This is a genomic window from Roseateles sp. AC306, assembly GCF_979253795.1.
Window position 1 is genome coordinate 26,659 of sequence record NZ_CEEDEB010000013.1, and the last position, 22,059, is coordinate 48,717.

Sequence of the window (22,059 nt, forward strand, 5' to 3'; positions counted from 1 at the left end):
TCAGCGGCCTAGCTGCAGGCGGACCATCTCGAAGCGTGTGCCTTCGCCCTCGGGGTGCACATGAAGGATGCGCATGTGCTTGGGCTGGCCGACGCGGTACTCGAAGTGGCCGGGCTGGATGGGCTTCTCGTCGCAGCTCAAGCGCTCGGGTTCGTCCTTGACCTGCTTGATGCGTGACGACGGCAGCCGGCAGTCCAGCACCTCGCCCTGACGTGCCATGGCCCTGGCGTAGAAGGCCGCGATCTGCTCGGGCTTGTCGCTGCTCTTGAACTTGAGCGCATCGACGCGCATGCCGACGTTGCCCATCCAGGCGCCGAAGCTGCCGCCCGAATGGTCTTCCTCGCCGTTGGCGCCCCGCTCCACCGCCAGCGTCGCGCCGGGGTAGGCCGGCAGGCCGACGTCCTGCACGCGCGTCCGCGCATGCGCCTCGAGGCTGAAGCCCTTGTCGGACTGCGCGGTCGCCGTGGTCGCCGCAGTGGCGGCCATCAGCAATGTCAGCAGGGCGTGGGTGCGGCGGGTCATGTCGGCTCCTCGTCGTTGGCGTCGGGCCACAGACTAGCCGCCGCTGGACCTCGCCCGCGCCGGCCGTGCGACGCACTGCAGCTGCGGTGGGATGAACTGCAGATCAGCGGGCGGCCTGCGCCTTCACCCACTCCATCACCAGCTCCCGCAACACCGGCAGCGGCACCTGCCCCGCCGTCAACACGACGCGGTGGAAGCCCTTGATGTCGAACCTGTTGCCCAGCGCTTTCTCCGCTTCAGCACGCAGCTTGGTGATCTCCAGCTGCCCGATCTTGTAGCCCAGCGCCTGGCCGGGCCAGACGATATAGCGCTCCACTTCCGACACCACATCGCTCTCGGCCATCGAGGAGTTGTCCAGCATGTACTTGATGGCCTGTTCGCGGCTCCAGCCTTTGTGGTGCAGGCCGGTGTCGACCACCAGGCGCATGGCGCGCAGCTGCTCGTCCGACAGTCGGCCGTACCACTGGTAGGGGTCGGTGAAGAGGCCCAGCTCCTTGCCCAGGCTCTCGGCATACAGCGCCCAGCCCTCGACATACGCCGTGTAATGGCTGCCGAAGCGGCGGAAGGCGGGCAGCTCCTTGTCCTCCTGCGCGATGGCGATCTGGAAGTGGTGGCCGGGCGAGGCTTCGTGCAGTGACAGCGTCTCCATGCCGAAAATGGGCTGGGCCTTCAGGTTGAAGGTGTTGACGTAGAACACACCGGGGCGCGAGCCGTCCGCTGCGGGCTCCTGGTAGGAGGCACCAGCGGCGCTCTCGGCGCGGAAGGCCTCGACCTCGCGCACCTCGTAGTCGGCCTTGGGCGCGATGTCGAAGAGCTTCGGCGTCAGGCCGTTGATCTTCTTCTGCAGGTCGCGGTAGCCGGCCAGCAGCTCTTCCGGCTTGGTGAAGTAGTAGCGCGGGTCGTCGTTCAAGTGCTTGAAGAAGGCCTTCAGGTCGCCTTGGAAGCCGACCTGGCGGCGCACGCCATCCATCTCGCCGAGGATGCGCGCCACTTCCTTCAGGCCGATGGCATGGATCTCGTCGGGCGACAGCGCCAGCGTTGTCGACTGGCGCACGCGGCGGGCGTACCAGGCCTTGCCATTGGGCAGGGCCGACCAGGCCGTGCTGGCCCGTGCCTTGGGCGCGTACTCATCACGCACGAAAGCGAGCAGGCGGGCATAGGCGGGCAGCACCTGGGTGGACAGCAGCTGGCGCATCGCGGCGGTGATCCGCTCGCGGTCGGCGGCCGGCACGGCCTCCGGGAAGCTGTTGATCGGTCCCCAGAACAGGCTCTTCTCCGGGTCGGTCACGGCCAGCGCCGTCAGCTGCGGCAGTACCTTTTCCATCACGGCGCGGGGCTGGGTCACGCCTGCCTTGAGGCCCTCACGCATGTTGGCGATCATGCCGTCGAAGGTGGGCACGGCCAGGGCCAGGCGCTTGAGCCAGTCGTCGTAGTCCTTGGTCGTCTTGAAGGGCTGGATGGACTGGCCGGTGCCCATCTGCGCCAGGAAGTTGGGCAGACCGCCGATCTGGCTGATGGGCTGCATCCACTCCGGGAAGCGCTCGCCGGCCAGGTCCTCCTCGAGGTCGAGCTTGAGGATGCTGTAGGACACGCGGTCCTTCGGGGCCAGCCTGGCCTTGTTGAAGCCGGCCAGGTCCTTCAGCCGCTGGCGCAGAACGCGCCGGGCCTCGGCGCGGTAGGCGGCGGTCGTCTCGTCGATGAGGCGGTCGTTGTAGCGCGGGTCGCCCAGGGACGTGGCCAGCACGGGCTGGCGCTGCAGCGTCAGCTCCCACTGGGCGGCAAGCCACTGGTGGAAGCGTTCGCTCTCGGTGGGGGCCCCAAAGGCGGGCAGAGTCGAAAAGGCAAGGGACAGTGAGGTCGCGAGCAGGCTGATGGCGTGGCGGCGGCGCATGGAATCTCCGGTGGGACGTGCCGCGATGCTAGCGATGACCTTGGACCACAGCCAAAGGGCATGGCCTCCCTAAAATGCGCCCAAGCCCCGCTTCGGGGCTGTTGTCGTTTGCAGTGCCAACAGACCCCGCCCCCATGACGTTGTCCTCGCTGCCGGTCATCCAACCGGGCAAGAAGTTCACCCACTCCCGCCCCGTCGGCTCCGCCGATGCCCTGCTGCTCGCGCGCTTCGTGCAGCAGCAGCGCGACGCCGGCCGCATGGCCGCCATCTTCACGGCCGAGCCTGGCGACACACAGCGGCTGGAGGACGAGCTGAAGGTGTTCGCGCCGGAGCTGAAGGTGGCCGTGTTCCCCGACTGGGAGACCCTGCCCTACGACAGCTTCAGCCCGCATCAGGACCTGATCTCCGAGCGCCTGGCCACGCTGTGGGAGCTGTTGCAGTCGCGCAAGACCAAGAGCATCGACGTCGTGCTGATGCCGGCGTCGACCGCGTTGACGCGCCTGGCACCGCCCAGCTTCCTGGCCGGCACGACCTTCAACTTCAAGCAGAAGCAGCGGCTGGACGAGGCCTCGCTGCGCTCCCAGCTGACGCTGGCCGGCTACACGAACGTGAGCCAGGTCGTGCAGCCGGGCGAGTACGCCGTGCGCGGCGGCCTCATCGACCTGTTCCCCATGGGCTCCGCCGTGCCCTACCGCGTCGACCTGTTTGGCGACGAGGTCGACTCGATCCGCACCTTCGACCCCGACAGCCAGCGCAGCCTCTACCCCGTGCCAGACGTTCGCCTGCTGCCCGGCCGAGAGTTCCCGATGGACGACGCGGCACGCAAGAAGTTCCGCGAGCGCTGGCGCGAGAAGATGGACGGCGACCCGACCAAGGCACGCATCTACCGCGACATCGGCGAGGGCGTCGCCTCCGGCGGCATCGAGTACTACCTGCCGATCTTCTTCGAGCAGACGGCGTCGGTGTTCGACTATCTCGGTGACACCGCTGCCCTGGCGCTTCACGGCGAGGTGGACGAGGCCATCCAGCGCTTCTGGGTCGATACCAAGGAACGCCACCGCTTCCTGCAACACGACCCCGAGCGTCCGATCCTGGCCCCGGGCGAGCTGTTCCTGACCATCGAGGACTTCTTCGGCCTGACGAAGCCGCATGCGGTGCTGTCGGTGCGCGGAACGGACCCGGTGGACTTCGCCCGGCCGCTGCCGGACATCAGCGTCGAGCGCGGCGTGCAGGAGCCGCTGGCGCGACTGGAAGCCCACCTGAAGGCCACGCCGCATCGCGTGCTGCTGCTGGCCGAAAGCGAGGGCCGCCGCGAAAGCCTGCTGGAACAGCTTCGCGACCACAAGATCGAGCCGCCTTCGGTCAAGGACCTGGCCGAGTTCCTCGCCAGCGACGAGAAGTACGCCATCACGGCGGCGCCGCTGGCGTCGGGCTTCTTGTGGGTCGATGGAGACAGGTCCGTCCAGCTCTTCACCGAGACCGAGCTGTTCGCGACGACACCGACCACGCGCCGCCGTCGCAAGCAGGAGCAGGTCAGCGATGTCAACGCGCTGATCAAGGACCTGTCCGAGCTGAAGGTGGGCGACCCGGTCGTGCACATCAACCACGGTATCGGGCGCTACCAGGGCCTGGTCAACATCGATCTTGGCGACGGGCAGACCAGCGAGTTCCTGCACCTGGAATACGCCGACAAGGCGACGCTTTACGTGCCGGTGGCGCAGTTGCACCTGATCGGCCGGTACACGGGCGTGAGCGCGGAAGAAGCGCCGCTGCACAAGCTCGGCTCCGGCCAGTGGGAAAAGGCCAAGCGCAAGGCCGCAGAGCAGGTGCGGGACACAGCCGCCGAGCTGCTGAACCTGTACGCCCGCCGCGCCGCTCGCGAAGGCCACGCCTTCCGCTACTCCGGCCACGACTACGAAGCCTTCGCAGCGTCCTTCGGCTTCGAGGAAACACCGGACCAGCGCGCCGCCATTCACGCCGTCGTGCAGGACATGATTTCGCCCAAGCCGATGGACCGCCTCGTCTGCGGCGACGTGGGTTTCGGCAAGACCGAGGTGGCGCTGCGCGCGGCCTTCGTCGCCGTCATGGGTGGCAAGCAGGTCGCCATCCTGGCGCCGACGACGCTGCTGGCCGAGCAGCATTACCAGAACATCGCCGACCGCTTCGGCGCCTGGCCGGTGAAGGTGGCGGAGATGAGCCGCTTCCGCTCGGCCAAGGAGATCAAGGCGGCGATGGAGGGCCTGGCCGACGGCACCATCGACATCGTCATCGGCACGCACAAGCTGCTGTCGCCCGAGGTCAAGTTCAACCGCCTGGGCCTGCTCGTCATCGACGAGGAGCACCGCTTCGGCGTGCGCCACAAGGAGGCGATGAAGGCGATGCGCGCCGAGGTCGACGTGCTGACGCTGACAGCAACGCCGATCCCGCGCACGCTCGGCATGGCGCTGGAAGGCCTGCGCGACCTGTCGGTCATCGCCACTGCGCCGCAGCGTCGCCTGGCGATCAAGACGTTTGTTCGCGCCGAGAGCAGCGGCACCATCCGCGAGGCCGTGCTGCGCGAGCTGAAGCGCGGCGGGCAGGTCTACTTCCTGCACAACGAGGTCGAGACCATCGAGAACCGGCGCCAGAAGCTCGAAGAGCTGGTGCCCGAGGCGCGCAGCGTCATCGCCCACGGCCAGATGCCCGAACGCGAGCTGGAGCGCGTCATGCGCGAGTTCGTCGCCGGCAAGCACAACCTCCTGCTGTGTTCCACCATCATCGAGACCGGCATCGACGTGCCGGCCGCCAACACCATCATCATTGCCCGCGCCGACAAGTTCGGCCTGGCGCAGCTGCACCAGCTGCGCGGCCGCGTGGGCCGCAGCCACCACCAGGCCTATGCCTACCTGATGGTGCCGGACATCCAGGGCCTGACCAAGCAGGCCACGCAGCGGCTGGACGCCATCCAGGCGATGGAAGAACTCGGCTCCGGCTTCTACCTGGCCATGCACGACCTGGAGATCCGCGGCGCCGGCGAGGTGCTGGGCGACAACCAGAGCGGCAACATGATGGAGGTGGGCTTCCAGCTCTACAACGACATGCTCAATGAGGCCGTTCGCTCGCTGAAGGCGGGCAAGGAGCCTGACCTGCTGTCACCTTTCGCGGCCACCACCGAGATCAACCTGCACGCGCCGGCCCTGCTGCCCGACGCCTACTGCGGCGACGTGCAGGTGCGCCTGAGCCTCTACAAGCGCCTGGCCACGGCCGAGAAGAACGAGCAGATCGACTCGATGCTGGAGGAGATCACCGACCGCTTCGGCAAGCTGCCCACACAGGGGCAGACGCTGTTCGACACCCACCGCCTGCGCGTGCTGGCCAAGCCCTACGGCGTGAGCAAGATCGACGCGGCGCCGGGGCTCATCAACATCAACTTCCGCAAGGACCCGCCCATCGACCCGATGCGCGTCATCGAGCTGGTCCAGAAGAACCGCAACATCAAGCTGGTCGGTAACGAGAAGCTGCGAATTGAAAAAGCCTTGACGAGCCCGCAGGACCGCGCCCAAGCGGTTCGAGAGGTGCTGAGGCTGTTGGGCAAGCCCACAGACGTAACTTCACGATGACCTAGGGGCAGCGAGTGCCGCGAGGCCTTCATATCCTCCGGCCCCCATCGTCGTTGGAGACACCGAATGAAGAAGACCTTGTTGACCCTCGCGGCCTTCGTCCCTGCGCTGCTGCCTGCCGCCGCCCATGCCGGCAGCCTGCTCGACTCGACCGTCAACGTGCACTACCACCTGGTCGCCGGCGCGCAGACTCAGAACACGCTCGACAAGATCGTCGTCGGCTCGGGCCCCGAGCTGAGCTGCCCCAGCGCGGCCTCGCTCTGCAGCGTGCTGACGGCACCGGTGCAAAGCCTCGATTTCGGCGCCAACGACATCCGCTACACCTATACCGGCGCGGGCGCCGATTTCCTGGACGCGCAGCAGAACCGCTTCCTGTTCACCTCGCTCTACGGCAACGACACGGTCATCACCGGCGTGCAGCTGTCCACCAACATCGCCGGCCTGGACGCCTCGCGCATCAGCTTCGGCGAGCATATGGTGCGCGTGGACATGCAGGCCCTGCACGTCGGCGGCGACGCCTACTTCCAGCTTGCCCTGCAAACGGCGCCCGTGCCGGAGCCAGCCACTGCTGCGCTGCTGCTCGGTGGGCTGGGCCTGATCGCCGCGCGCCGCAGGCGCTGACAGCCTCGGGATAATGCGGGGCTCTCCTGGCTCCGCTCATCCCGACCCGTGACCTCCCCTGCCCCTGAAGGCCTCGTCCTGCGCGACGGCCCCGCACTGCCGCCGCTCTCCCACTTCAGATTAGCCGCCTTCGACATGGACTCGACGCTGATCAGCATCGAGTGCATCGACGAGATCGCCGCGCTGGCCGGCAAGGGTCAAGAGGTGGCTGCCATCACCGAGGCCGCGATGCGCGGCGAGATCACCGACTTCAAGGACAGCCTGCGCCGGCGCCTCGCCATCCTGGCCGGCGTGCCCGCCAACGTGCTGGACCGCGTGCTGGCGGAGCGGCTGACCTTCAACCCCGGCGCGCGCGAGCTGTGCGCGGCGCTGAAGGCGGCCGGCCTCAAGCTCGTGCTCGTCTCCGGCGGTTTCACCTTCTTCACGCGCCACGTCGCGGCCGAACTGGGCATGGACTTCGTGCGCAGCAACGAGCTGGAGATCGAGGGCGGCGCCCTCACCGGCCGCGTCGTCATGCAGGACTGGGGCGACATCTGCGACGGCGAGCAGAAGCGCCTGATGCTGCTGGCCTGCTGCGAGGCGATCGGCTGCCGGCCGGACCAGGCCATCGCCGTGGGCGACGGTGCCAACGACCTGCCCATGATGGGCGCGGCCGGCTTGTCGGTGGCCTACCACGCCAAGCCCAAGGTGCGAGAGCAGGCGCGCGTGGCAATCAACGCGGGCGGGCTGGAGCGGCTGCTCAGCCTGCTCGCCTGACGCGGCGGGCCGGCGCAGCCGACCCGCCTTCTTCAGCGCACGTTCAGCGCGCAGTGCGGCGGCGCGCGATGCCGCCCACGACCGCCAGGCCGGCCAGCAGCAGCGCGTAGCTTTCAGGCTCCGGCACGGCCGTCACAGCCAGCACGTCAGACACGATGGGCGTCGTGTTCGAGGCCTGTACCGTCGTCCAGTTCGTGCCGACCGCCAGCGCTGCCTTCAGCTCGGCGACGGAGGCATAGGGCGTGTCGCTGGTCGTCACCTGCGCCGTGAACTGCGTGTAGCGCGTGGCGTTCGCGCCCTCCTTGTACTCACGCAGCTGGATGCCCGACAGGCCGGTGGCAGCGGTCGGGTTGTCGGCGCTGGCGTAGGTGCCGCGGTTGGAGATGGCACCCAGGAAGGTGATGGCGGCGGGCTGGTAGTTGGTGGTGTACGACGCAGCCTGGAAGGCGTAGAGGATGTCGCCGCCGCTGGAGATGTTGGATGCGCCGCCGTTCAGGTTGGTGACCGTGCCGTTGGCTGCGCCGCCGGCCGCGCCGGACTTGGCGGCGTACTGGCCGCTGACGCCGGTGCCGCGCAGCGCGACGGAGGTGCCTGCCGCCACATTGGCGGCGGCCGTCCAGGACCAGAAGGTCTCGGCGGTCGTCGAGAACACGCCGTTCGACGTGGGCGTGGCCAGCACATTGGTGTCGGTGAAGTAGATCGTCGTGCCGGCGGCGATGTCGACGAAGCTGACGAAGGACCAGCCGCCCACCGTCGTATTGCCGTTCACGCCGGTGAAGGCGAAGTCGGTGTTGGTCAGCGAGGTGGCCTGGGCGGCGAGGCTGGCGGCGGTCAGGATGGACAGGGTCAGGATGCGCTTCATGGTTTGTCTCCGTTGGGTTGTGATGGGATCAGCAGGCACGGCGGCGGCGCGCAACGGCGGCCAGCGTCAGGAGGCCCGGCACGAGCAGCAGTGCCGAGGCCGGCTCGGGCACCGGGGCGGTGGCGAGCACGAGGTTGTCCAGCGACACGCCGTAGTAGCTGTCGCGGTGGGTCAGCGTGAAACCGGCGATGTCGGCCACGCCGCCCGCGCGGGCGAACGCGACGAAAACGGGCGGCGCCTCGAAGTCCGTGACCCCGCTCAAGGTCACGTTTTCGATCAGGCTGCCGTCCAGGCGGTACAGGCTCAGCGTGACCACGCCGTAGTCGATGTCGCGCAGCTGGAAGCCCAGCGCGGACACCGGCGACGCCAAGCGAGCCGAGATCGCGCCGAAGCCGTCGGCATCACCCACGAGCGGGCCCGCACCGAACAGCGCGGCGCCGTGGACATCGCCGTAGTTGTAGGCGCCGAGATTGGCGCCGGCCGCGCCGGCCAGCAGCGTCAGGCCGGCGGTAGGCGTGCCGTTGTTGAGGTCGTCGAACCAGTCCTGCACCACCGCGCCAGGCCACTTAGGCGCCTTGGTCACGGCCAGTTCCTGGCCGGCGAAGCGCTCGCCGAACTGCACGCCGCCGCTGGTCAGCAGGCCGTCGATGGCGCCATCGGCAAGTTCGTTGAAGGTGATGGTCGGGCCGATGAGGGAGGCGTAGGCCACTGCATTGGTCGCGCCGGCCTGGGCGGCGCCGGCGATGCTCAGGCCGCACAGCAGCGCGGTGAGGGGACGGTAGTCGTACTTCATGGTTTTCTCCTTGATTACTGACCGCCGACAACGGTGACGTTGTCGAAGTCGGCCGTGACGGTGGCGCTGTTACTGCCCGACGAAAGCGCCAGGCCCACGTAGAGCGTGGGCACGCTCACGGTCAGGTTGGTGGTCTCGGACCAGGTGACGCCGTCGGTCGAGGCGGCCGAATACACCGCGTTGCCACGCCGCTCCACCTTCACCCAGACCGGCAGTGCCGAGGCGGAGAAACTGCCGATGTTGGATTTGTTGTTGCCGTTGATGGCCGCCCTGATCGCGCCGGTGGACGAGTAGCGCGCCGTCCAGGCGTAGGCCGGCGTGCCGCTCAGGCCATTCATCGCCAGCACCCCGGCACGCGCGGAATCGGCATTGCCGCCCTGGCTGACGACGCGAGCGGTGAACGTGAAGTTGCCCGTCAGCTCCCGGTACTTGAAGTTGAAGGTGTAGGGACTGCCGGTGTTGATGACACCCGCGCCCGACATCGTGTACGTGCCCGTGGCCTGCACATAGCTTGCGGCCGGCACCGGCACGGTCACCAGCGGGCTGAGCACCAGCTCGTTGCCGCCGCTCACGTCGCAGGGCAGCGTCGGCGTGCAGGCCGTGCCGGGAATCACGGGGGCGGGGTTCGGACCCGGCGCGGGGCTCGGCGGAGGCGGCGTGGGGGTCGGGCTCGGCGCGGGCGTCGGCGTGGGCGCAGGGCTGGGCGCCGGCGAACTCGGCAGCGGCGCCGGCAGCGGGCCCTGCACGGCGAACATGCCGACGCGGCCGGCACCGGCCGAGACCTGCACGGCGCCACGCGTGGCGTCGGCCGTGCGCAGCGTATAGGCATAGGGCGGCACCCAGTTCTGCTTGACCGGGACGCCCTCGCAGCCCTGCAGCTCGATGTCGATGACACCCGTCATCGGCTTGCCGAGATCGTCCTTGTCGCTGATGAAGCGATGGCCGCTGCTGCGCATCGAGATCGCGTCCTTGCCGCCGGCCAGCTTGCCGCAGACCTCCTTGGGCTTGAGGCCGGTGAACTCGTAGAAATTGTTCTCGTTGATGACGTCGGACTGGTAGCGCGCATCGAGGCCGGAGGCGAACTTCTTGTCGACGTCGTCCGTCGTCGTGCTGCCGCTGACGAGGTTGTTGTACATGTGCAGCTGGCCGAAGCGCACCAGCGGCAGGCGGCTGTAGGGGTGGTCCCACCAGTTGCCGGTCAGCGTCACATGCAGGCGGCCGGCGTCGCTCCAGGCGCGGCCGGAGTCGCCGTTGCCCACGAGCGTCGTCTTGTGGTGCTTGGTGAAGATGCTGTTGGACACCGTCACGTAGTCGCTGCCGCGGATGATGTCCAGCGAGCCGTCGTGGCGGGTGTCGCTGGCCAGCGAGTCGGGCGTGTCGCCGTCGCTGATGGTGACGTGGTCGACCCAGATCTGCTGGGCGCGCGTGATGGCGATGCCGTCCATGTAGGCATTGCCGCTGTCCTCGGGGTTCACGTCCCAGGGCGTGTCCAGGGCGAGGTTGCGCAGGATGATGTTGCGCGTCCAGGTCGGGAACGCTTCAGGGTCCTTGCCGGCGGCGACCCAGGCCTTGAAGTCGGCCTCCGGGCCGGCGGCGGTTGTGGCGGCCTCGATGCCGATCAGGATCTGCGTGCCGGTGATGCGCGCCGGGCGGCCGTTGCTGTCGTTGATGCCCACCAGCGTGGTGTTGGACGGGATGGAGAAGCTGCCGCCGTTCTTCTGGTCCAGGAAGCCGGTGTACTCCTCGAACACCGTGTTGCCATTGCGCCAGCGGAAGTCGATGTGGCCGACGATGCGGATGATCTTGGGCTCGTTCTTCGCCTCGCGCAGCGCCGCCAGCAGCTGCTCCTTGTTGAACACCGTGTAGACGCGGTTGGCCGCCGCCGACGAGCCGCCGGTGACCAGCACCTTGCCCTTGCGCGACTGGCCGTGCCAGCCGATGTCCGGCGCCGTTTCGCGCTCGAAGCTCAGCACGCCATTGGTCGGGTCGACGGTGGCGAACTGCCAGGCCGGCAGCTTCGGTGCCGCGCGGAAGTTGCTGGGGTTGTGCAGGCCGCTGATCGTGGCCGGCGCCGCATAGGTGCGCGTGCCGATGTCGAACAGCAGCGGCGCGGTCGTGTCGGTCAGGCTCTTGGCGTCGATGACCGGTGCGGGCGGCGGCGTCACGGGGCGCGGGTCGCGGACGGCCAGCGCCTTCGCGGTGGCGGTTTCCGTGGCAGCCGCGGTGGTGTCCTGGCGACCGGGCGACGGCTGCTCGCTGGACTGGGTGGACGCGAAGTTCGCCGGGGTCTCCTGGCCGCCGCCGCAGGCCAACAGGCCGAGCGAGATGGACGAAGCCAGCAGGCCCCGCTTGGGCATGCTTGAAATCATGGACGTGTCTCCTGGGCGCGCTCGTCTGGCGCGCAATTCGTTGTGCATGACCGCTCCCGGCCGCGTGGCGCAACAGGCAGGCAGGCACAGGCCCACCCGGCACCCGGCCCGTCAGGGGTCAGGCGCGCAAGCGCACAGCGGTCAGAGGGCGGGGAATCGGCAGCAGGCCGAGGGGGGCTTGACGCCCGCGCAGCACCGGCTCGCGAGGGCGTCAATCAGGGGAGCGGGCACAGCAGGCGCACCGCACTGCATCGTCTGTCGAGACCCCGAAAGCCCGGCGGCTTTCAGAAATGAACTCGGTTCAGCGAACAGTTGGAACAGTGTTTCGTTTTCGTATCCCTAGGTCAACGCCGGGCTATCCCTAGCGGCATTCATCTGGGGGGCGGGGGGAACCCGCGGGCAGCGTTGTCAGCCGTCGGCAGGCAGCACGGTGACCTGCTGGCCGTCAAAGCTGACGACCTGCCCCGCTCGCATCTTGGCCGTCTTGCGCAGCTCGACCTGGCCGTCCACCTGGACCTGGCCGGCCGCGATCAACACGCGCGCCCGGCCGCCGCTTTCTACCAGGCCGGTGGCCTTGAGCAGCTTGTCGAGCTCGATGTAGTCGCCGCGGAGTTGGAGTTCAAGCATGGGGATTCAACCTAGATTCGGTAGTTGGGCACGACCGAGGGACTGGCGAAGCGGGTCGCTGACAAGGCGGGACGACGCAGTGGGCTCCTGCCCACAAGAAGGAGCAACGCCGTCAGCGGCCCGAAGCGCCAGACCAGCGGTTGTGCAGCGGTGGTCATCGAAGTGGTGATCGGCGCGCATGGCAAGAGGTGTTGATGCATCGAGCATTGTGCAAAGTGGCAAGCGGTCAACTGCCGAATCTAGGTTTGGCTGCTTCGCGGATAGCCGTCAGCGTGGACCGGGAGGTGGAGACGTCGCTGGACAGGCGCAGGTGGATCAACGCAGGCTTGCCCGCAGCGATGGCCGCGTCCAGCGCCGGGCCGACCTGTTCGGTGCTCTCGGCCTTGAACGCAGCGAAGCCGTAAGCCTCGGCGAGTTGGGCGAAGTCGGGGTTGAAGAGGTCGCTACCCGACACGCGTCCCGGGTACTCGCGCTCCTGGTGCATGCGGATGGTGCCGTAGGTGCCGTTGTCGACGACGATGACAAGCAGCTTCTTCGCGCCATAGCCGGTGGCCGTGGCCAGCTCCTGGCCGGTCATCAGGAAGTCGCCATCGCCGGCGATGTTGACGACCCAGCGGTCCTGCAACAAAGCCGCCGCGACGGCCGCCGGCACGCCATAGCCCATCGCACCGGAGGTCGGCGCCAGCTGCGTCTTGCCGAAGCGGTGCAGCGCCGTGTAGCGGTGGAAGCGATGCAGCCAGCCGCTGTAGTTGCCGGCGCCGTTGGTAAAGATGGTCCCCTCGGGCAGCTTGGCGTCGATGAGGTGGATGACCTCGGCCATGTCCAGCGGCGCCACCGGCGTGGGCACCAGGTTGGCCTGATAGTCGGTGTTGGCGGCGGCGGTCCAGTCGCGCCAGGGAATGTCGGTGGGCGGTTGCAGTTCAGCAAGCGCCGGCGCGGCCTGGCTCATGCTCGCGTTGATCAGCAGCTCGGCCGTGTAGACCCGGCCGAGCTCCTCGGCGCCGGCGTGGATATGGATGAGCGCTTGAGCCGGCCGCGGCGCCTGCAGCAGCGTGTAGCCGCCGGTCGTCATCTCGCCCAGGCGCGGGCCCACGGCAAGGATGAGGTCGGCCTCCTTGACCCGCGCGGCCAGCTTGGGATTGATGCCGATGCCGACGTCGCCGGCGTAATTCGGGTGTGCGTTGTCGAACAAGTCCTGGAAGCGGAAGGCGCAGCCGACGGGCAACTGCCAGGCCTCGGCAAAGGCTTGAAGCGCGGTCGTCGCCTCGGGCGTCCAACCACCGCCACCGGCGATGACGAGCGGCTTCTTCGCTGCAGCCAGCCGCTCCCGCAACTCGGCCAGCGCGGCGGGGGTGGGCGCGGCTTCGGCCGGCCGCGCGGGCGCGACGACGGGCGCCGTGATCGGCTTAGTCAGCATGTCCTCGGGCAGCACCAGCACGACAGGACCAGGCCGGCCCTGCATGGCCGTGTGGAAGGCGCGAGCGACGTACTCGGGCAGGCGCTCGGCGTCATGCACCTCACCCACCCACTTGGCCATGCCCAGCGTGCCGGGGCTGAACATCTGGCGGTAGTCGACCTCCTGGAAGGCCTCGCGGTCGCGCTGGTCACTGGCGACCTGGCCGATGAAGAGGATCATCGGCGTGCTGTCCTGGAAGGCCGTGTGCAGGCCGATGCTGGCGTTCGTTGCACCGGGGCCGCGCGTGACGAAGCAGATGCCGGGACGGCCGGTCAGCTTGCCTTGCGCCTCGGCCATGAAGGCGGCTCCGCCTTCCTGCCGGCAGGCGATGAAGCGAATCTGGTCGGCGTACTCATGGAAACCGTCGAGCACGGCGAGAAAGGATTCGCCGGGCACGCCGAATGCGGTGTCGACGCCCTGGGCAATCAGCGCCTCGACCAGCTTGTGGCCGGCGAGACGGGGAGCAGTAACTTGTCTAGTCATGTTGGAACTTTAGCGGGAGCGCCGTCAGCGCACCCCGTCGATGGTGCGCTCCATCATCTTGTCCTTGAGCGTGGCCTCCTGCTTCACATCCAACGCCTGGTGAAGCAAGGGCGCGCTGCTGGCATGCGCCACCTTGGGCACGGGCGTGGCCGGCACCACGTTGACCGGCGGCGCAGCAACGGCCTGCTCCCTGTGGCCGAGCGGGCATTGGGCGTTCGTATAGGACACCTGCTGGCCGTTGACGCATTTGCGCAAGGGGCCCGCAGCCGGTGCGGCCGACGCTTGCGCCGCCCCGACCCAGGCCTGCAATGGCTCGCGTTTCTGCCAGGCGAAGACAAGCGTTGCCAGACAGGCCGCTGCAACGACAACACCCCGAAGTGACATGGACGAACCTCAGGCCTCAGGCGTCGCTGTGGCCTCTTCGCGCTCAGCGGCAAACAGGTCCCACACCGCCATGAACATCGCCGCGATCACGGGGCCGATGACGAAGCCGCTGATGCCGAAGACGGCCATGCCGCCGATGGTGGAGATCAGCACGAGATAGTCGGGCATCTGGATATCCTTGCCCACGAGGATGGGGCGCAGCACGTTGTCCACCAGCCCGATCACCACCACGCCATAGGCGATCAGCGTCAGGCCCTGCCAGATGGCACCCGTGACCAGGAAGTACAGGGCCACCGGCAGCCAGATCAGCGCCGCGCCGATGGCCGGCAGCAGCGACAGGAAACCCATCAACACCGCCCACAGCAGCGCGCCCTTGATGCCGAAGAACCAGAACGCCAGGCCGCCCAACGCGCCCTGCACGGCAGCCACCAGGATGTTGCCCTTGACGGTGGCGCGGATCACGGTGATGAACTTCACCGCCAGCTGCCGCCGATGCTCGGGCGCCAGCGGCACGGCATCGCGGATGCGCCGGCTCAGGGCAGCACCGTCGCGCAGCAGGAAGAACGCCAGATAGAGCATGACGAAGAAGCCGACGACGAAGTCGAGCGCGTTCTGGCCCATGCTGTAGACGTAGGTCGCAATCGCCTGGCTGCCGCGCCCGATGGCATCGCTGATGCGGGTCTGCAGCTCGTTGACATTCGTCAGCCCGAAATGCTCGAGCAGGTCGTGCAGCCAGGCCGGCAGCACCGCGACGATCTTCTCGAAGTACAGGACGAAGTTGGTCTCGCCCGACTGCACGCGCTGGTACAGCGCAGCGCCCTCCTTCACCAGCATGCCGGTCAGCAGCGTCAGCGGCAGCACGACCATCAGCACGACCAGGAGCAGCGTGGCCAGCGCCGCCAGCGTGCGCCGCTGCTTCCATCGGCGCAGCAGCGCGACATGGACCGGCATGAAGACCATCGCGATCACCACCCCCCAGAACACCGCGGCGCCAAAGGGCAGCAGGATCCAGACGAAGGCCGCGCTGACCGCGACCATCAGCGCCAGGAAGACCTTGTGCTCAAGGGCCGGCGAATTGACGAAGTTCTTGAAGTTCATGCGGGGACCGGTCAACCCAGGAGTGGGCGATGGCCGCATGGTACGGGCGACGGCCAGCCCGATGCGTCAGTCGTCGACGGCCTCGATGCCCTGCGCCTTGAGCCGGGCGAGGTGCTCGTGCATCGCCATCAGCTGCTCGGCCGAGTGGCCTGTCCACTCCGCCACTTCGCCGGTCACGCGCAGCGGCTCGCGCGAGCGATAGGACTTCGTCGGGTTGCCGGGGAACTTCTTGTCCGTCAGGTTGGGGTCGTCGACGATGGGGCCGGTGGGTTCGACGATGTAGATGCGGCCAGGCCCCTCGCCTGCGGCCAGTTCGGCGCCCCAGACGGCAGCGTCCAGCGTCGCGGAGAGGTAGACGTGATTCGCCTTCCTGCGCTGGCCGTAGTTGGAAGGCTTACCCGCCTCGATGAGATCGCCCGGCTTCAGGGCCGCCTTGGTGCCGTGGTAGTAGGTCATCGGGCTTGCCACTCAAGCCGGCACGGCGGCCGCCGACCGGCGCGACAGGCCCAAGCCCACGAACGCCGCAGACGCGATACCCAGCGTCAACGCCGCCGCAGAGCCGGCGAACACGCCGCGCGGCATGCCGTGGTCGAGGATGGCGCCGAACACCGGCGCGGCCAGCGCGAAGCCGATGTCCAGGCCGGAGTACACCGTGCCATAGACGCGCCCCGTCGCCCCCGGCGGCGAGGCGCGCTTGATGAGCATGTCGCGCGACGGGCCGGCCAGGCCGGTGCCGAAGCCGGCCAGCGCCGCGACGGTGGCGGCCAGCCCGCCAGGCAACACGCCGCTGGCCACCAGCAGCAGCATCGCTGCGGCAAAGGCCATCGCGATGGCAATCGTGCGCTCCAGCCGCTCGGCCCTGGCGACCAGGAAGCCCCCCACCACCATGCCGGCCGCGCCGGCCAGCATGTAGCCGGTGACGACATAGGCCGTCAGCGCCAGCGGCAGACCGTAGATCTGGTGCAGGGCCGGGCTGGCGAAGCTTTGGATGGCCGACAGCGCCGCGGTCGTCCAGAAGAAGAAGGAGAAGCACATCCACACCGAGGGCAGCTTCAGGAAGGCCATCGGATGCTCGACCTTGGCGCCGGCAGCGGCCTTGGCGTGACCCCAGGAGCCCTGGCGGTCGTCGATGGCCGAGCGCTGCCAGAACAGCAGCGCCATGACGGCCAAGGCGATCAGCGCGGTGCCGAGGTAGGCGAAGCGCCAGTTGCCCGTCGCCTGAGCGATGCCGATGGAAAACACCGGCGCGAAGGCCCAGCCGAGGTTGCCGCTGATGCCGTGCACCGAGAACGCATGGCCCAGGCGCGGCTGCGACACGCGCTTGTTCAGGATGGTGAAGTCCGCCGGGTGGAAGGGCGCGTTGCCGAAGCCGGCGAGTGCCGCCGCCAGCATCAGCCCGCCGAAGCCCTGTGCCAGGCCGGCCGCGATGGAGGCGAGGAAGAAGCAGGCCATCGCCGCGAACAGCACGGGCCGCGCGCCGATGCGGTCGACGATGAAGCCCGACGCCGCCTGGCCCGCGCCGGAGATGACGAAGAAGGTCGTCACCAGCAGGCCCAGCTCCGAATAGCTCAATCCGAAGGCCTGGATAAAGGCCGGGAAGAGCGGCGGCAGCAGCATGTGGAAGAAATGCGAGGTGCCGTGGGCGACGCCGATGGTGGAGATGGTCGTGACGTCGCGGCGGCGCTGCTGGCCGGCGTCGAAAGGGAGAGCGGTGTCCATGCGCAGCACTCTAGGGATGGAGGGATCGGCCCGGTTACGATGGTTCGTCAAGTTCTATCGAAATCCAGCCATGGCCAGCCGCACCAGCATCCCTGCCCTGTCGCCCGAGCGGTTCGCACCGACGGCTGCGCGGCCGCTGCGCGCCAAGGCCCGCATGCTGGAGCACCTGACCGACATCCAGCCGCACCGCCATGACTGGGCGCAGCTGGTGTTCTCGATGACCGGGGCCGTGCGCGTGAACACGGAAGCCTCGACCTACATCGTGCCGCCCTCCCGCGCGGTGTGGATCCCGCCCGGCATCGTCCACGCCGTGACGGCTATCGAGCAGGCCGACCTGCGCACGCTCTACCTCGGTCCCGACCTGCTGGCCGGCGAGGCATGGACCGTGGGCCGCGTGCTGGAGGTGTCGCCGCTGCTGCGCGAGCTGGTGGCCGCCCTGCCCGGCGAGCCCGACCCGCAGCCGCCCGAAAACCCGGACGACGCCGAGCGGCGCCGCGGCATCGAAGGCCTTGTGCTTGCCGAACTGAAACGCGCCCGGCCGCTTGCACTGGGTGTGGCCCTGCCGCAGGACGCCCGCCTGCGCAAGCTGTGCGAGGCGATGCTGCGCGAACCCGGCCGCCACGCCGGGCTGGACGAATGGGCCCAGGAGGCCGGCTACAGCCCGCGCACGCTGAGCCGGCTGTTCCGCGAGCAGCTGGGTACCAGCTTCGCGCAATGGCGCTCGCAATTGCTGCTGGCCCACGCGCTGACGCTGGCCGCGCGCGGCCGGCCCATGAGCCTCATTGCCAGCGAGCTGGGCTATGCCAGCGCCAGCGCCTTCACGGCGATGGTGACGCGCACCGTCGGCATGCCGCCGAGCCGCTTTTTTGAGCGCGCTTGAAAAATATTTCGATGGCCGCGAATCCGATCCGCCTGCCGGCGCCTCTTAGCTCCCGAGGGTCGTCCTCGAACATTGGGAGTTGCGTCATGGTCTATGTGAAGAACGTTCCGAACGGCGAGCGCGTGCTGCGTGTCTTGCTCGGCGCCGCGGTGGCGGGCGCCGGAATTGCGATGGTCGGCGGCATGGCAGGCTGGTTGATCGCCGCGAGCGCGGGCGGGCTGGTGTTGTCAGGGCTGTTCGGCTTCTGCCCGGCCTGCGCCATGGTTGGCCGCAAGCTCAAGTAGCCGTGACGCTGGCCGCCCAACACCAGCCGCTCCTCGCCGCCGCCCACGGTGGTGACCCGCAGGCGCTGGAGGCGTTGCTCAGGATCACCCGCCCTGACATCCGCCGCTATGCCCAGCGGCATTGCCTGATCAGCGACGTTGACGACGCGGTGCAGGAGGCGCTGCTCATCGTCTCGCGCAAGCTGCCTTCGGTGCGCGTGCTGGCGGCCTTCTCCGGCTGGGCCTTCCGGCTGGTGCAGCGGGAATGCCGCCGTCTGGGCCGTGTCGCGCTGCGCTACGACCCCTATGACGAGGAGAAGCTCGCGCAGTGGCTCGTCACGCATGACGAGCCCGGCCTGCGGCTGGAACTCGTCGCCGCGCTGGAGTCCCTGCCGGCGCACTACCGCGAGGTCATGCTGCTGCGCGATGTGGAGGAGCTGACCATTGAAGAGATCGCCGACCGCACCGGCCTGTCGCGGCCGAACGTGAAGAGCCGGTTGCACCGGGCGCGGGCCCTGGCGCGCGAGTACCTGCTGGGCGGCCGGCCACACGCCCGCTGACGGTTCAATCTCTTGCTCTCCGACGTGACCAGACCGCGGGCGGCGGGAGCATGTTGTCGCCATCACTTCGGAGACAGGCACCATGAATCGACGTCACCACCTCCTGGGCGCGGGCCTTGGCCTCGCAGCAACCATGCTGGCCGGGCTGGCCACGCCCGCATTCGCGCAAAACGCGGACGATGGCGAGTTCACCATCCTGCGTGCGCACTACGGCACCGACAACAATCACGCCGACGTGACCGACCGTTTGCGCGAGATCTCCCGGCGCGACCGCCGCGTGCGCTTGACGAACGACCTCTTCGGCGTGGACCCTGACCCGGGCCGCGACAAGATCCTGCGCATCTACGCCCGCGACCGCCAGGGCCGCGAGCGCCGCTTCGAGTACCCCGAATACGCCTGGGTCGATGGCTCGCAGTTCACCGGCTGGAGCGCCGGCCGCTGGGGCGACAAGGGCTGGAACGGCGGCTGGGCCGGCAACCCTTACCGCGACGGCAACGGCCAGGGCCGCGACAGCGGCCAGTTCACCATCCTCTACGCCAACTACGGCACCCCCGGCCACGAAGTGGACGTGACACGCCGCCTGCGCGAGCTGGCTCGCCAGGACGAGAAGTTCCGCATGGGCAACGACACCTTCGGCGTCGACCCCGACCCGGGCCGCACCAAGCGGCTGCGCATCGTCACGCGCGAACCTGGCGGCCAGGAGCGCAGCTTCGACTACCTGGAAGGCAGCTGGGTGGACGGCACCCAGTTCCGCGGCTGGCGCCGCGGCGAGTGGGGTCGTTGAGCGGTCACGGGCGGTTTGCCGGAGGCGGGCTGTCCACCGCCGGGCGGTCCCGACCGTTGAGATGTGCATGCGAGGATGAGCGCATCAAAGACAAGGAAACCGCCATGCAACGACGCCAATGGACGCTGGCAGCCGGCAATGCCCTGCTCGCCGCCGCACTGGGCGGGCTGGCCCTGCCGGCACTGGCCCGCGACGGTGACGACGGCGAATTCACCATCCTGCACGCGCGCTACGGCACGGAACGCAACCACGCGGATGTGACCGGTCGCCTGCGCGACCTGGCCCGCCAGGACCGGCGCATGCGGCTGAGCAACGATCTGTTCGGCGTGGACCCCGACCCTGGCCGCACCAAGACGCTGCGCATTTTTGCGCGCGACCGCCAGGGTCGCGAACGCACCTTCGAGTACCGGGAGCGCGACTGGATCGAAGGCTCGCGCTTCGTCGGCTGGGGCCGCGGCAACTGGGGCGACGGCGACGGCTCGCGCGGCTGGCACGGCGATGAGCGCCGCAACGGTGGCGGAGACAGCGGCGACTTCACCATCCTCTACGCCAGCTATGGCACGCCGCGCCGAGAGGTGGACGTGACCGACCGGCTGCGCGAGCTGGCGCGGGCCGACCAGCGCTTTCGCCTCGGCAACGACAGCTTCGGCGTGGACCCGGACCCCGGCGAGACCAAGCGGCTGCGCATCGTCGCGCGTGACCGCGGCGGCCAGGAGCGCAGCTTCGAATACCGCGAGTACATGGTTGTCGACGGCAGCCAGTTCATCGGCTGGGGCCGCGGGGACTGGGGGCACAACCGGGGCGGAGGCGACGCCGGCCCGGTGCGGCCGGGCTACGGTCGCCTGGTCATCGAGAACGCCAGTTACGGCGACGGTGGCCGCAGGGCGGACGTGACCGAGGCCGTGCGTGCCCAGGTGCGCGGCGACCGGCTGGAGGCGGAGGTGCGCAACGAGCTCTTCCGCATCGACCCGGCGCCGGGCAGGAACAAGGTGCTGACCGTGACCTACCGCCGCGGCAATGAGCGGGCATTGACCGTGCGCGTCAACGAAGGCGACTGGCTGCGCCTGCCCTGAGAGGGATAGGGCTTGATGCCACCGGCCGGGCAATCCGGCCGGCTCTGCGCGACACTTGGCGAAGAACTGCGGCCGCCCTCGCCTAGCCCCAAGATGTCCCAAACCCTCTTCGACTACACCAAGCAGGACGCCGCCGGCGCCTGCTCCACCGCCTTCGCCTGGGCCAAGGTGCCCGCACCGCTGACGCCGACCGAGCGCAACGCGCTGGCCGAGCGCGCTAATGCGCTGCTGAAGAAGCACAACGCCGTGCTCGTCGCCCACTACTACGTGGAAGGCGCACTGCAGGACCTGGCGCTGGCCACCGGCGGCATCGTCTCGGACTCGCTGGAGATGGCCCGCTTCGGCCGCGACCACGCCGCGCAGACGTTGGTCGTCGCCGGTGTGCGCTTCATGGGCGAGACGGCCAAGATCCTCAGCCCCGAGAAGCGCGTGCTGATGCCCGACCTGGACGCCACCTGCTCGCTGGACCTGGGCTGCCCGGCCGACGACTTCGCCGCCTTCTGTGACGCCCATCCGGACCGGCAGGTCGTCGTCTACGCCAACACCAGCGCCGCCGTGAAGGCCCGCGCCGACTGGATGGTCACCAGCTCCTGCGCGCTGGACATCGTGGCCGACCTGCATGCCAAAGGCCAGAAGATCCTGTGGGCGCCTGACCGCCACCTCGGCCGCTACATCCAGGACGAAACCGGCGCCGACATGCTGATGTGGAACGGCGCCTGCATCGTCCACGACGAGTTCCGCGGCCTGGAGCTGGAACTGCTTCGCGAGCAGCACCCCGGCGCGCTGATCCTCGTGCACCCGGAATCGCCCAAGCATGTCGTCGAGCAGGCCGATGTCGTCGGCTCCACGTCGGCGCTGATCAAGGCTGTCGTCGAGGGCACGGCGCAGGAGTACATCGTCGCGACCGACAACGGCATCCTGCACCGCATGCGCCAGCTGGCGCCGGGCAAGACGCTGATCGAGGCGCCCACCGCCGGCAACAGCGCGACGTGCAAGAGCTGCGCGCATTGCCCGTGGATGGCCATGAACGGCCTGGCGAATCTGGTGGACTGCCTGGAAAGCGGCGAGCCGCAGATCCACGTCGACGAAGACGTCCGCGTGAAGGCCCAGGGTTGCATCAACCGCATGCTGGATTTCGTCGCAGCGAGAAAGGCTGCCGCCGGCGGCATGACGCCGGGTATCGGCGCCGCCTAAGGAAACGCCGAGCAAGCCCCTCGCGCGCAGCGCATCCCAGCTTTGGGCGTTCTGCTGCGTTGCAAATGCTCGCCGGGTGTTCAACCCGGCTCCGCTTTGCGCCTTGCAGCACATCCCAAACCTGC

At 68.6% G+C, this 22,059-nt stretch carries 20 protein-coding genes; 9 read left to right on the forward strand and 11 right to left on the reverse strand.

The genetic code is table 11. The annotated features are described in order from the left end of the window. A complete protein-coding gene (locus tag AC0IZJ_RS21410; RefSeq protein ID WP_471853541.1) occupies window positions 1-522 on the reverse strand; it encodes a hypothetical protein in 522 nt (173 codons plus the stop codon). Between the two features lie 103 nt (window positions 523-625). Next, window positions 626-2,413 (reverse strand): DUF885 domain-containing protein, encoded by a 1,788-nt coding sequence (locus AC0IZJ_RS21415; RefSeq protein WP_471853542.1) that lies wholly within the window; start codon window positions 2,411-2,413, stop codon window positions 626-628. A gap of 134 nt (window positions 2,414-2,547) precedes the next feature. Here AC0IZJ_RS21415 and mfd point away from each other — a divergent pair, with 134 nt between their 5' ends. The 3 genes from mfd to serB all read left to right on the forward strand — a co-directional run bounded on the left by mfd (window position 2,548) and on the right by serB (window position 7,389). Next, complete coding sequence (gene mfd, locus AC0IZJ_RS21420) at window positions 2,548-6,012, forward strand: transcription-repair coupling factor (protein ID WP_471853544.1); 3,465 nt, start codon at window positions 2,548-2,550, stop codon at window positions 6,010-6,012. 66 nt (window positions 6,013-6,078) lie between these two features. Then, entirely contained in the window at window positions 6,079-6,633 is a 555-nt protein-coding gene (locus AC0IZJ_RS21425; protein WP_471853545.1) for a PEP-CTERM sorting domain-containing protein, read from the forward strand. Window positions 6,634-6,681: 48 nt separating this feature from the next. Further along, entirely contained in the window at window positions 6,682-7,389 is a 708-nt protein-coding gene (gene serB / locus AC0IZJ_RS21430) for a phosphoserine phosphatase SerB (RefSeq protein ID WP_471853547.1), read from the forward strand. A 43-nt stretch (window positions 7,390-7,432) separates the two neighbouring features. Here serB and AC0IZJ_RS21435 read toward each other — a convergent pair whose 3' ends face one another. The 9 genes from AC0IZJ_RS21435 to AC0IZJ_RS21475 all read right to left on the reverse strand — a co-directional run bounded on the left by AC0IZJ_RS21435 (window position 7,433) and on the right by AC0IZJ_RS21475 (window position 17,180). Continuing rightward, entirely contained in the window at window positions 7,433-8,251 is an 819-nt protein-coding gene (locus tag AC0IZJ_RS21435; RefSeq protein WP_471853549.1) for a PEP-CTERM sorting domain-containing protein, read from the reverse strand. Window positions 8,252-8,279: 28 nt separating this feature from the next. Beyond that, window positions 8,280-9,044, reverse strand: a complete 765-nt coding sequence (locus AC0IZJ_RS21440) for a hypothetical protein (protein ID WP_471853550.1) — start codon at window positions 9,042-9,044, stop codon at window positions 8,280-8,282. Between the two features lie 14 nt (window positions 9,045-9,058). Continuing rightward, window positions 9,059-11,413: a pectate lyase family protein gene (locus AC0IZJ_RS21445; RefSeq protein WP_471853551.1), complete on the reverse strand. Its 2,355-nt coding sequence runs from the start codon at window positions 11,411-11,413 to the stop codon at window positions 9,059-9,061. A 408-nt stretch (window positions 11,414-11,821) separates the two neighbouring features. Then, window positions 11,822-12,040 (reverse strand): RNA-binding S4 domain-containing protein, encoded by a 219-nt coding sequence (locus tag AC0IZJ_RS21450; protein WP_471853552.1) that lies wholly within the window; start codon window positions 12,038-12,040, stop codon window positions 11,822-11,824. A 226-nt stretch (window positions 12,041-12,266) separates the two neighbouring features. Beyond that, entirely contained in the window at window positions 12,267-13,979 is a 1,713-nt protein-coding gene (locus AC0IZJ_RS21455; protein WP_471853553.1) for a thiamine pyrophosphate-binding protein, read from the reverse strand. A gap of 24 nt (window positions 13,980-14,003) precedes the next feature. Continuing rightward, complete coding sequence (locus tag AC0IZJ_RS21460) at window positions 14,004-14,363, reverse strand: hypothetical protein (RefSeq protein WP_471853554.1); 360 nt, start codon at window positions 14,361-14,363, stop codon at window positions 14,004-14,006. Between the two features lie 9 nt (window positions 14,364-14,372). Continuing rightward, window positions 14,373-15,461: an AI-2E family transporter gene (locus AC0IZJ_RS21465; protein WP_471853555.1), complete on the reverse strand. Its 1,089-nt coding sequence runs from the start codon at window positions 15,459-15,461 to the stop codon at window positions 14,373-14,375. A gap of 66 nt (window positions 15,462-15,527) precedes the next feature. Continuing rightward, entirely contained in the window at window positions 15,528-15,917 is a 390-nt protein-coding gene (gene arr, locus AC0IZJ_RS21470) for an NAD(+)--rifampin ADP-ribosyltransferase (protein WP_471853556.1), read from the reverse strand. 12 nt (window positions 15,918-15,929) lie between these two features. Next, window positions 15,930-17,180 (reverse strand): MFS transporter, encoded by a 1,251-nt coding sequence (locus AC0IZJ_RS21475; protein WP_471853557.1) that lies wholly within the window; start codon window positions 17,178-17,180, stop codon window positions 15,930-15,932. A gap of 70 nt (window positions 17,181-17,250) precedes the next feature. On the opposite strand from AC0IZJ_RS21475, the gene AC0IZJ_RS21480 reads away from it, so the two are divergent. From AC0IZJ_RS21480 to nadA, 6 genes are all read left to right on the forward strand, one after another. Continuing rightward, window positions 17,251-18,060, forward strand: coding sequence for an AraC family transcriptional regulator (locus AC0IZJ_RS21480; RefSeq protein ID WP_471853558.1), 810 nt, complete (start codon window positions 17,251-17,253; stop codon window positions 18,058-18,060). Window positions 18,061-18,146: 86 nt separating this feature from the next. Next, window positions 18,147-18,344 (forward strand): YgaP family membrane protein, encoded by a 198-nt coding sequence (locus AC0IZJ_RS21485; RefSeq protein ID WP_471853559.1) that lies wholly within the window; start codon window positions 18,147-18,149, stop codon window positions 18,342-18,344. A 2-nt stretch (window positions 18,345-18,346) separates the two neighbouring features. Beyond that, window positions 18,347-18,883 carry an RNA polymerase sigma factor gene (locus AC0IZJ_RS21490; protein WP_471853561.1) on the forward strand — a complete coding sequence of 179 codons (537 nt, stop codon included), beginning with the start codon at window positions 18,347-18,349 and terminating at the stop codon, window positions 18,881-18,883. A gap of 82 nt (window positions 18,884-18,965) precedes the next feature. Further along, window positions 18,966-19,667, forward strand: coding sequence for a hypothetical protein (locus AC0IZJ_RS21495; protein ID WP_471853563.1), 702 nt, complete (start codon window positions 18,966-18,968; stop codon window positions 19,665-19,667). 104 nt (window positions 19,668-19,771) lie between these two features. Continuing rightward, on the forward strand, window positions 19,772-20,740 hold the full coding sequence (locus AC0IZJ_RS21500) for a DnaJ-like protein C-terminal domain-containing protein (protein ID WP_471853564.1): 969 nt from the start codon (window positions 19,772-19,774) through the stop codon (window positions 20,738-20,740). Window positions 20,741-20,833: 93 nt separating this feature from the next. Beyond that, window positions 20,834-21,934, forward strand: a complete 1,101-nt coding sequence (gene nadA / locus AC0IZJ_RS21505) for a quinolinate synthase NadA (protein ID WP_471853565.1) — start codon at window positions 20,834-20,836, stop codon at window positions 21,932-21,934. Window positions 21,935-22,059: the final 125 nt, after the last annotated feature.

Excerpts from the sequence above, each read along its gene's own strand:
- AC0IZJ_RS21410 (WP_471853541.1), bottom strand. The coding sequence starts at position 522 with ATGACCCGCCGCACCCACGCCCTGCTGACATTGCTGATGGCCGCCACT.
- AC0IZJ_RS21415 (WP_471853542.1), bottom strand. The coding sequence starts at position 2,413 with ATGCGCCGCCGCCACGCCATCAGCCTGCTCGCGACCTCACTGTCCCTT.
- mfd (WP_471853544.1), top strand. The coding sequence starts at position 2,548 with ATGACGTTGTCCTCGCTGCCGGTCATCCAACCGGGCAAGAAGTTCACC.
- AC0IZJ_RS21425 (WP_471853545.1), top strand. The coding sequence starts at position 6,079 with ATGAAGAAGACCTTGTTGACCCTCGCGGCCTTCGTCCCTGCGCTGCTG.
- AC0IZJ_RS21435 (WP_471853549.1), bottom strand. The coding sequence starts at position 8,251 with ATGAAGCGCATCCTGACCCTGTCCATCCTGACCGCCGCCAGCCTCGCC.
- AC0IZJ_RS21440 (WP_471853550.1), bottom strand. The coding sequence starts at position 9,044 with ATGAAGTACGACTACCGTCCCCTCACCGCGCTGCTGTGCGGCCTGAGC.
- AC0IZJ_RS21445 (WP_471853551.1), bottom strand. The coding sequence starts at position 11,413 with ATGATTTCAAGCATGCCCAAGCGGGGCCTGCTGGCTTCGTCCATCTCG.
- AC0IZJ_RS21450 (WP_471853552.1), bottom strand. The coding sequence starts at position 12,040 with ATGCTTGAACTCCAACTCCGCGGCGACTACATCGAGCTCGACAAGCTG.
- AC0IZJ_RS21455 (WP_471853553.1), bottom strand. The coding sequence starts at position 13,979 with ATGACTAGACAAGTTACTGCTCCCCGTCTCGCCGGCCACAAGCTGGTC.
- AC0IZJ_RS21460 (WP_471853554.1), bottom strand. The coding sequence starts at position 14,363 with ATGTCACTTCGGGGTGTTGTCGTTGCAGCGGCCTGTCTGGCAACGCTT.
- AC0IZJ_RS21465 (WP_471853555.1), bottom strand. The coding sequence starts at position 15,461 with ATGAACTTCAAGAACTTCGTCAATTCGCCGGCCCTTGAGCACAAGGTC.
- arr (WP_471853556.1), bottom strand. The coding sequence starts at position 15,917 with ATGACCTACTACCACGGCACCAAGGCGGCCCTGAAGCCGGGCGATCTC.
- AC0IZJ_RS21475 (WP_471853557.1), bottom strand. The coding sequence starts at position 17,180 with ATGGACACCGCTCTCCCTTTCGACGCCGGCCAGCAGCGCCGCCGCGAC.
- AC0IZJ_RS21480 (WP_471853558.1), top strand. The coding sequence starts at position 17,251 with ATGGCCAGCCGCACCAGCATCCCTGCCCTGTCGCCCGAGCGGTTCGCA.
- AC0IZJ_RS21485 (WP_471853559.1), top strand. The coding sequence starts at position 18,147 with ATGGTCTATGTGAAGAACGTTCCGAACGGCGAGCGCGTGCTGCGTGTC.
- AC0IZJ_RS21495 (WP_471853563.1), top strand. The coding sequence starts at position 18,966 with ATGAATCGACGTCACCACCTCCTGGGCGCGGGCCTTGGCCTCGCAGCA.
- AC0IZJ_RS21500 (WP_471853564.1), top strand. The coding sequence starts at position 19,772 with ATGCAACGACGCCAATGGACGCTGGCAGCCGGCAATGCCCTGCTCGCC.
- nadA (WP_471853565.1), top strand. The coding sequence starts at position 20,834 with ATGTCCCAAACCCTCTTCGACTACACCAAGCAGGACGCCGCCGGCGCC.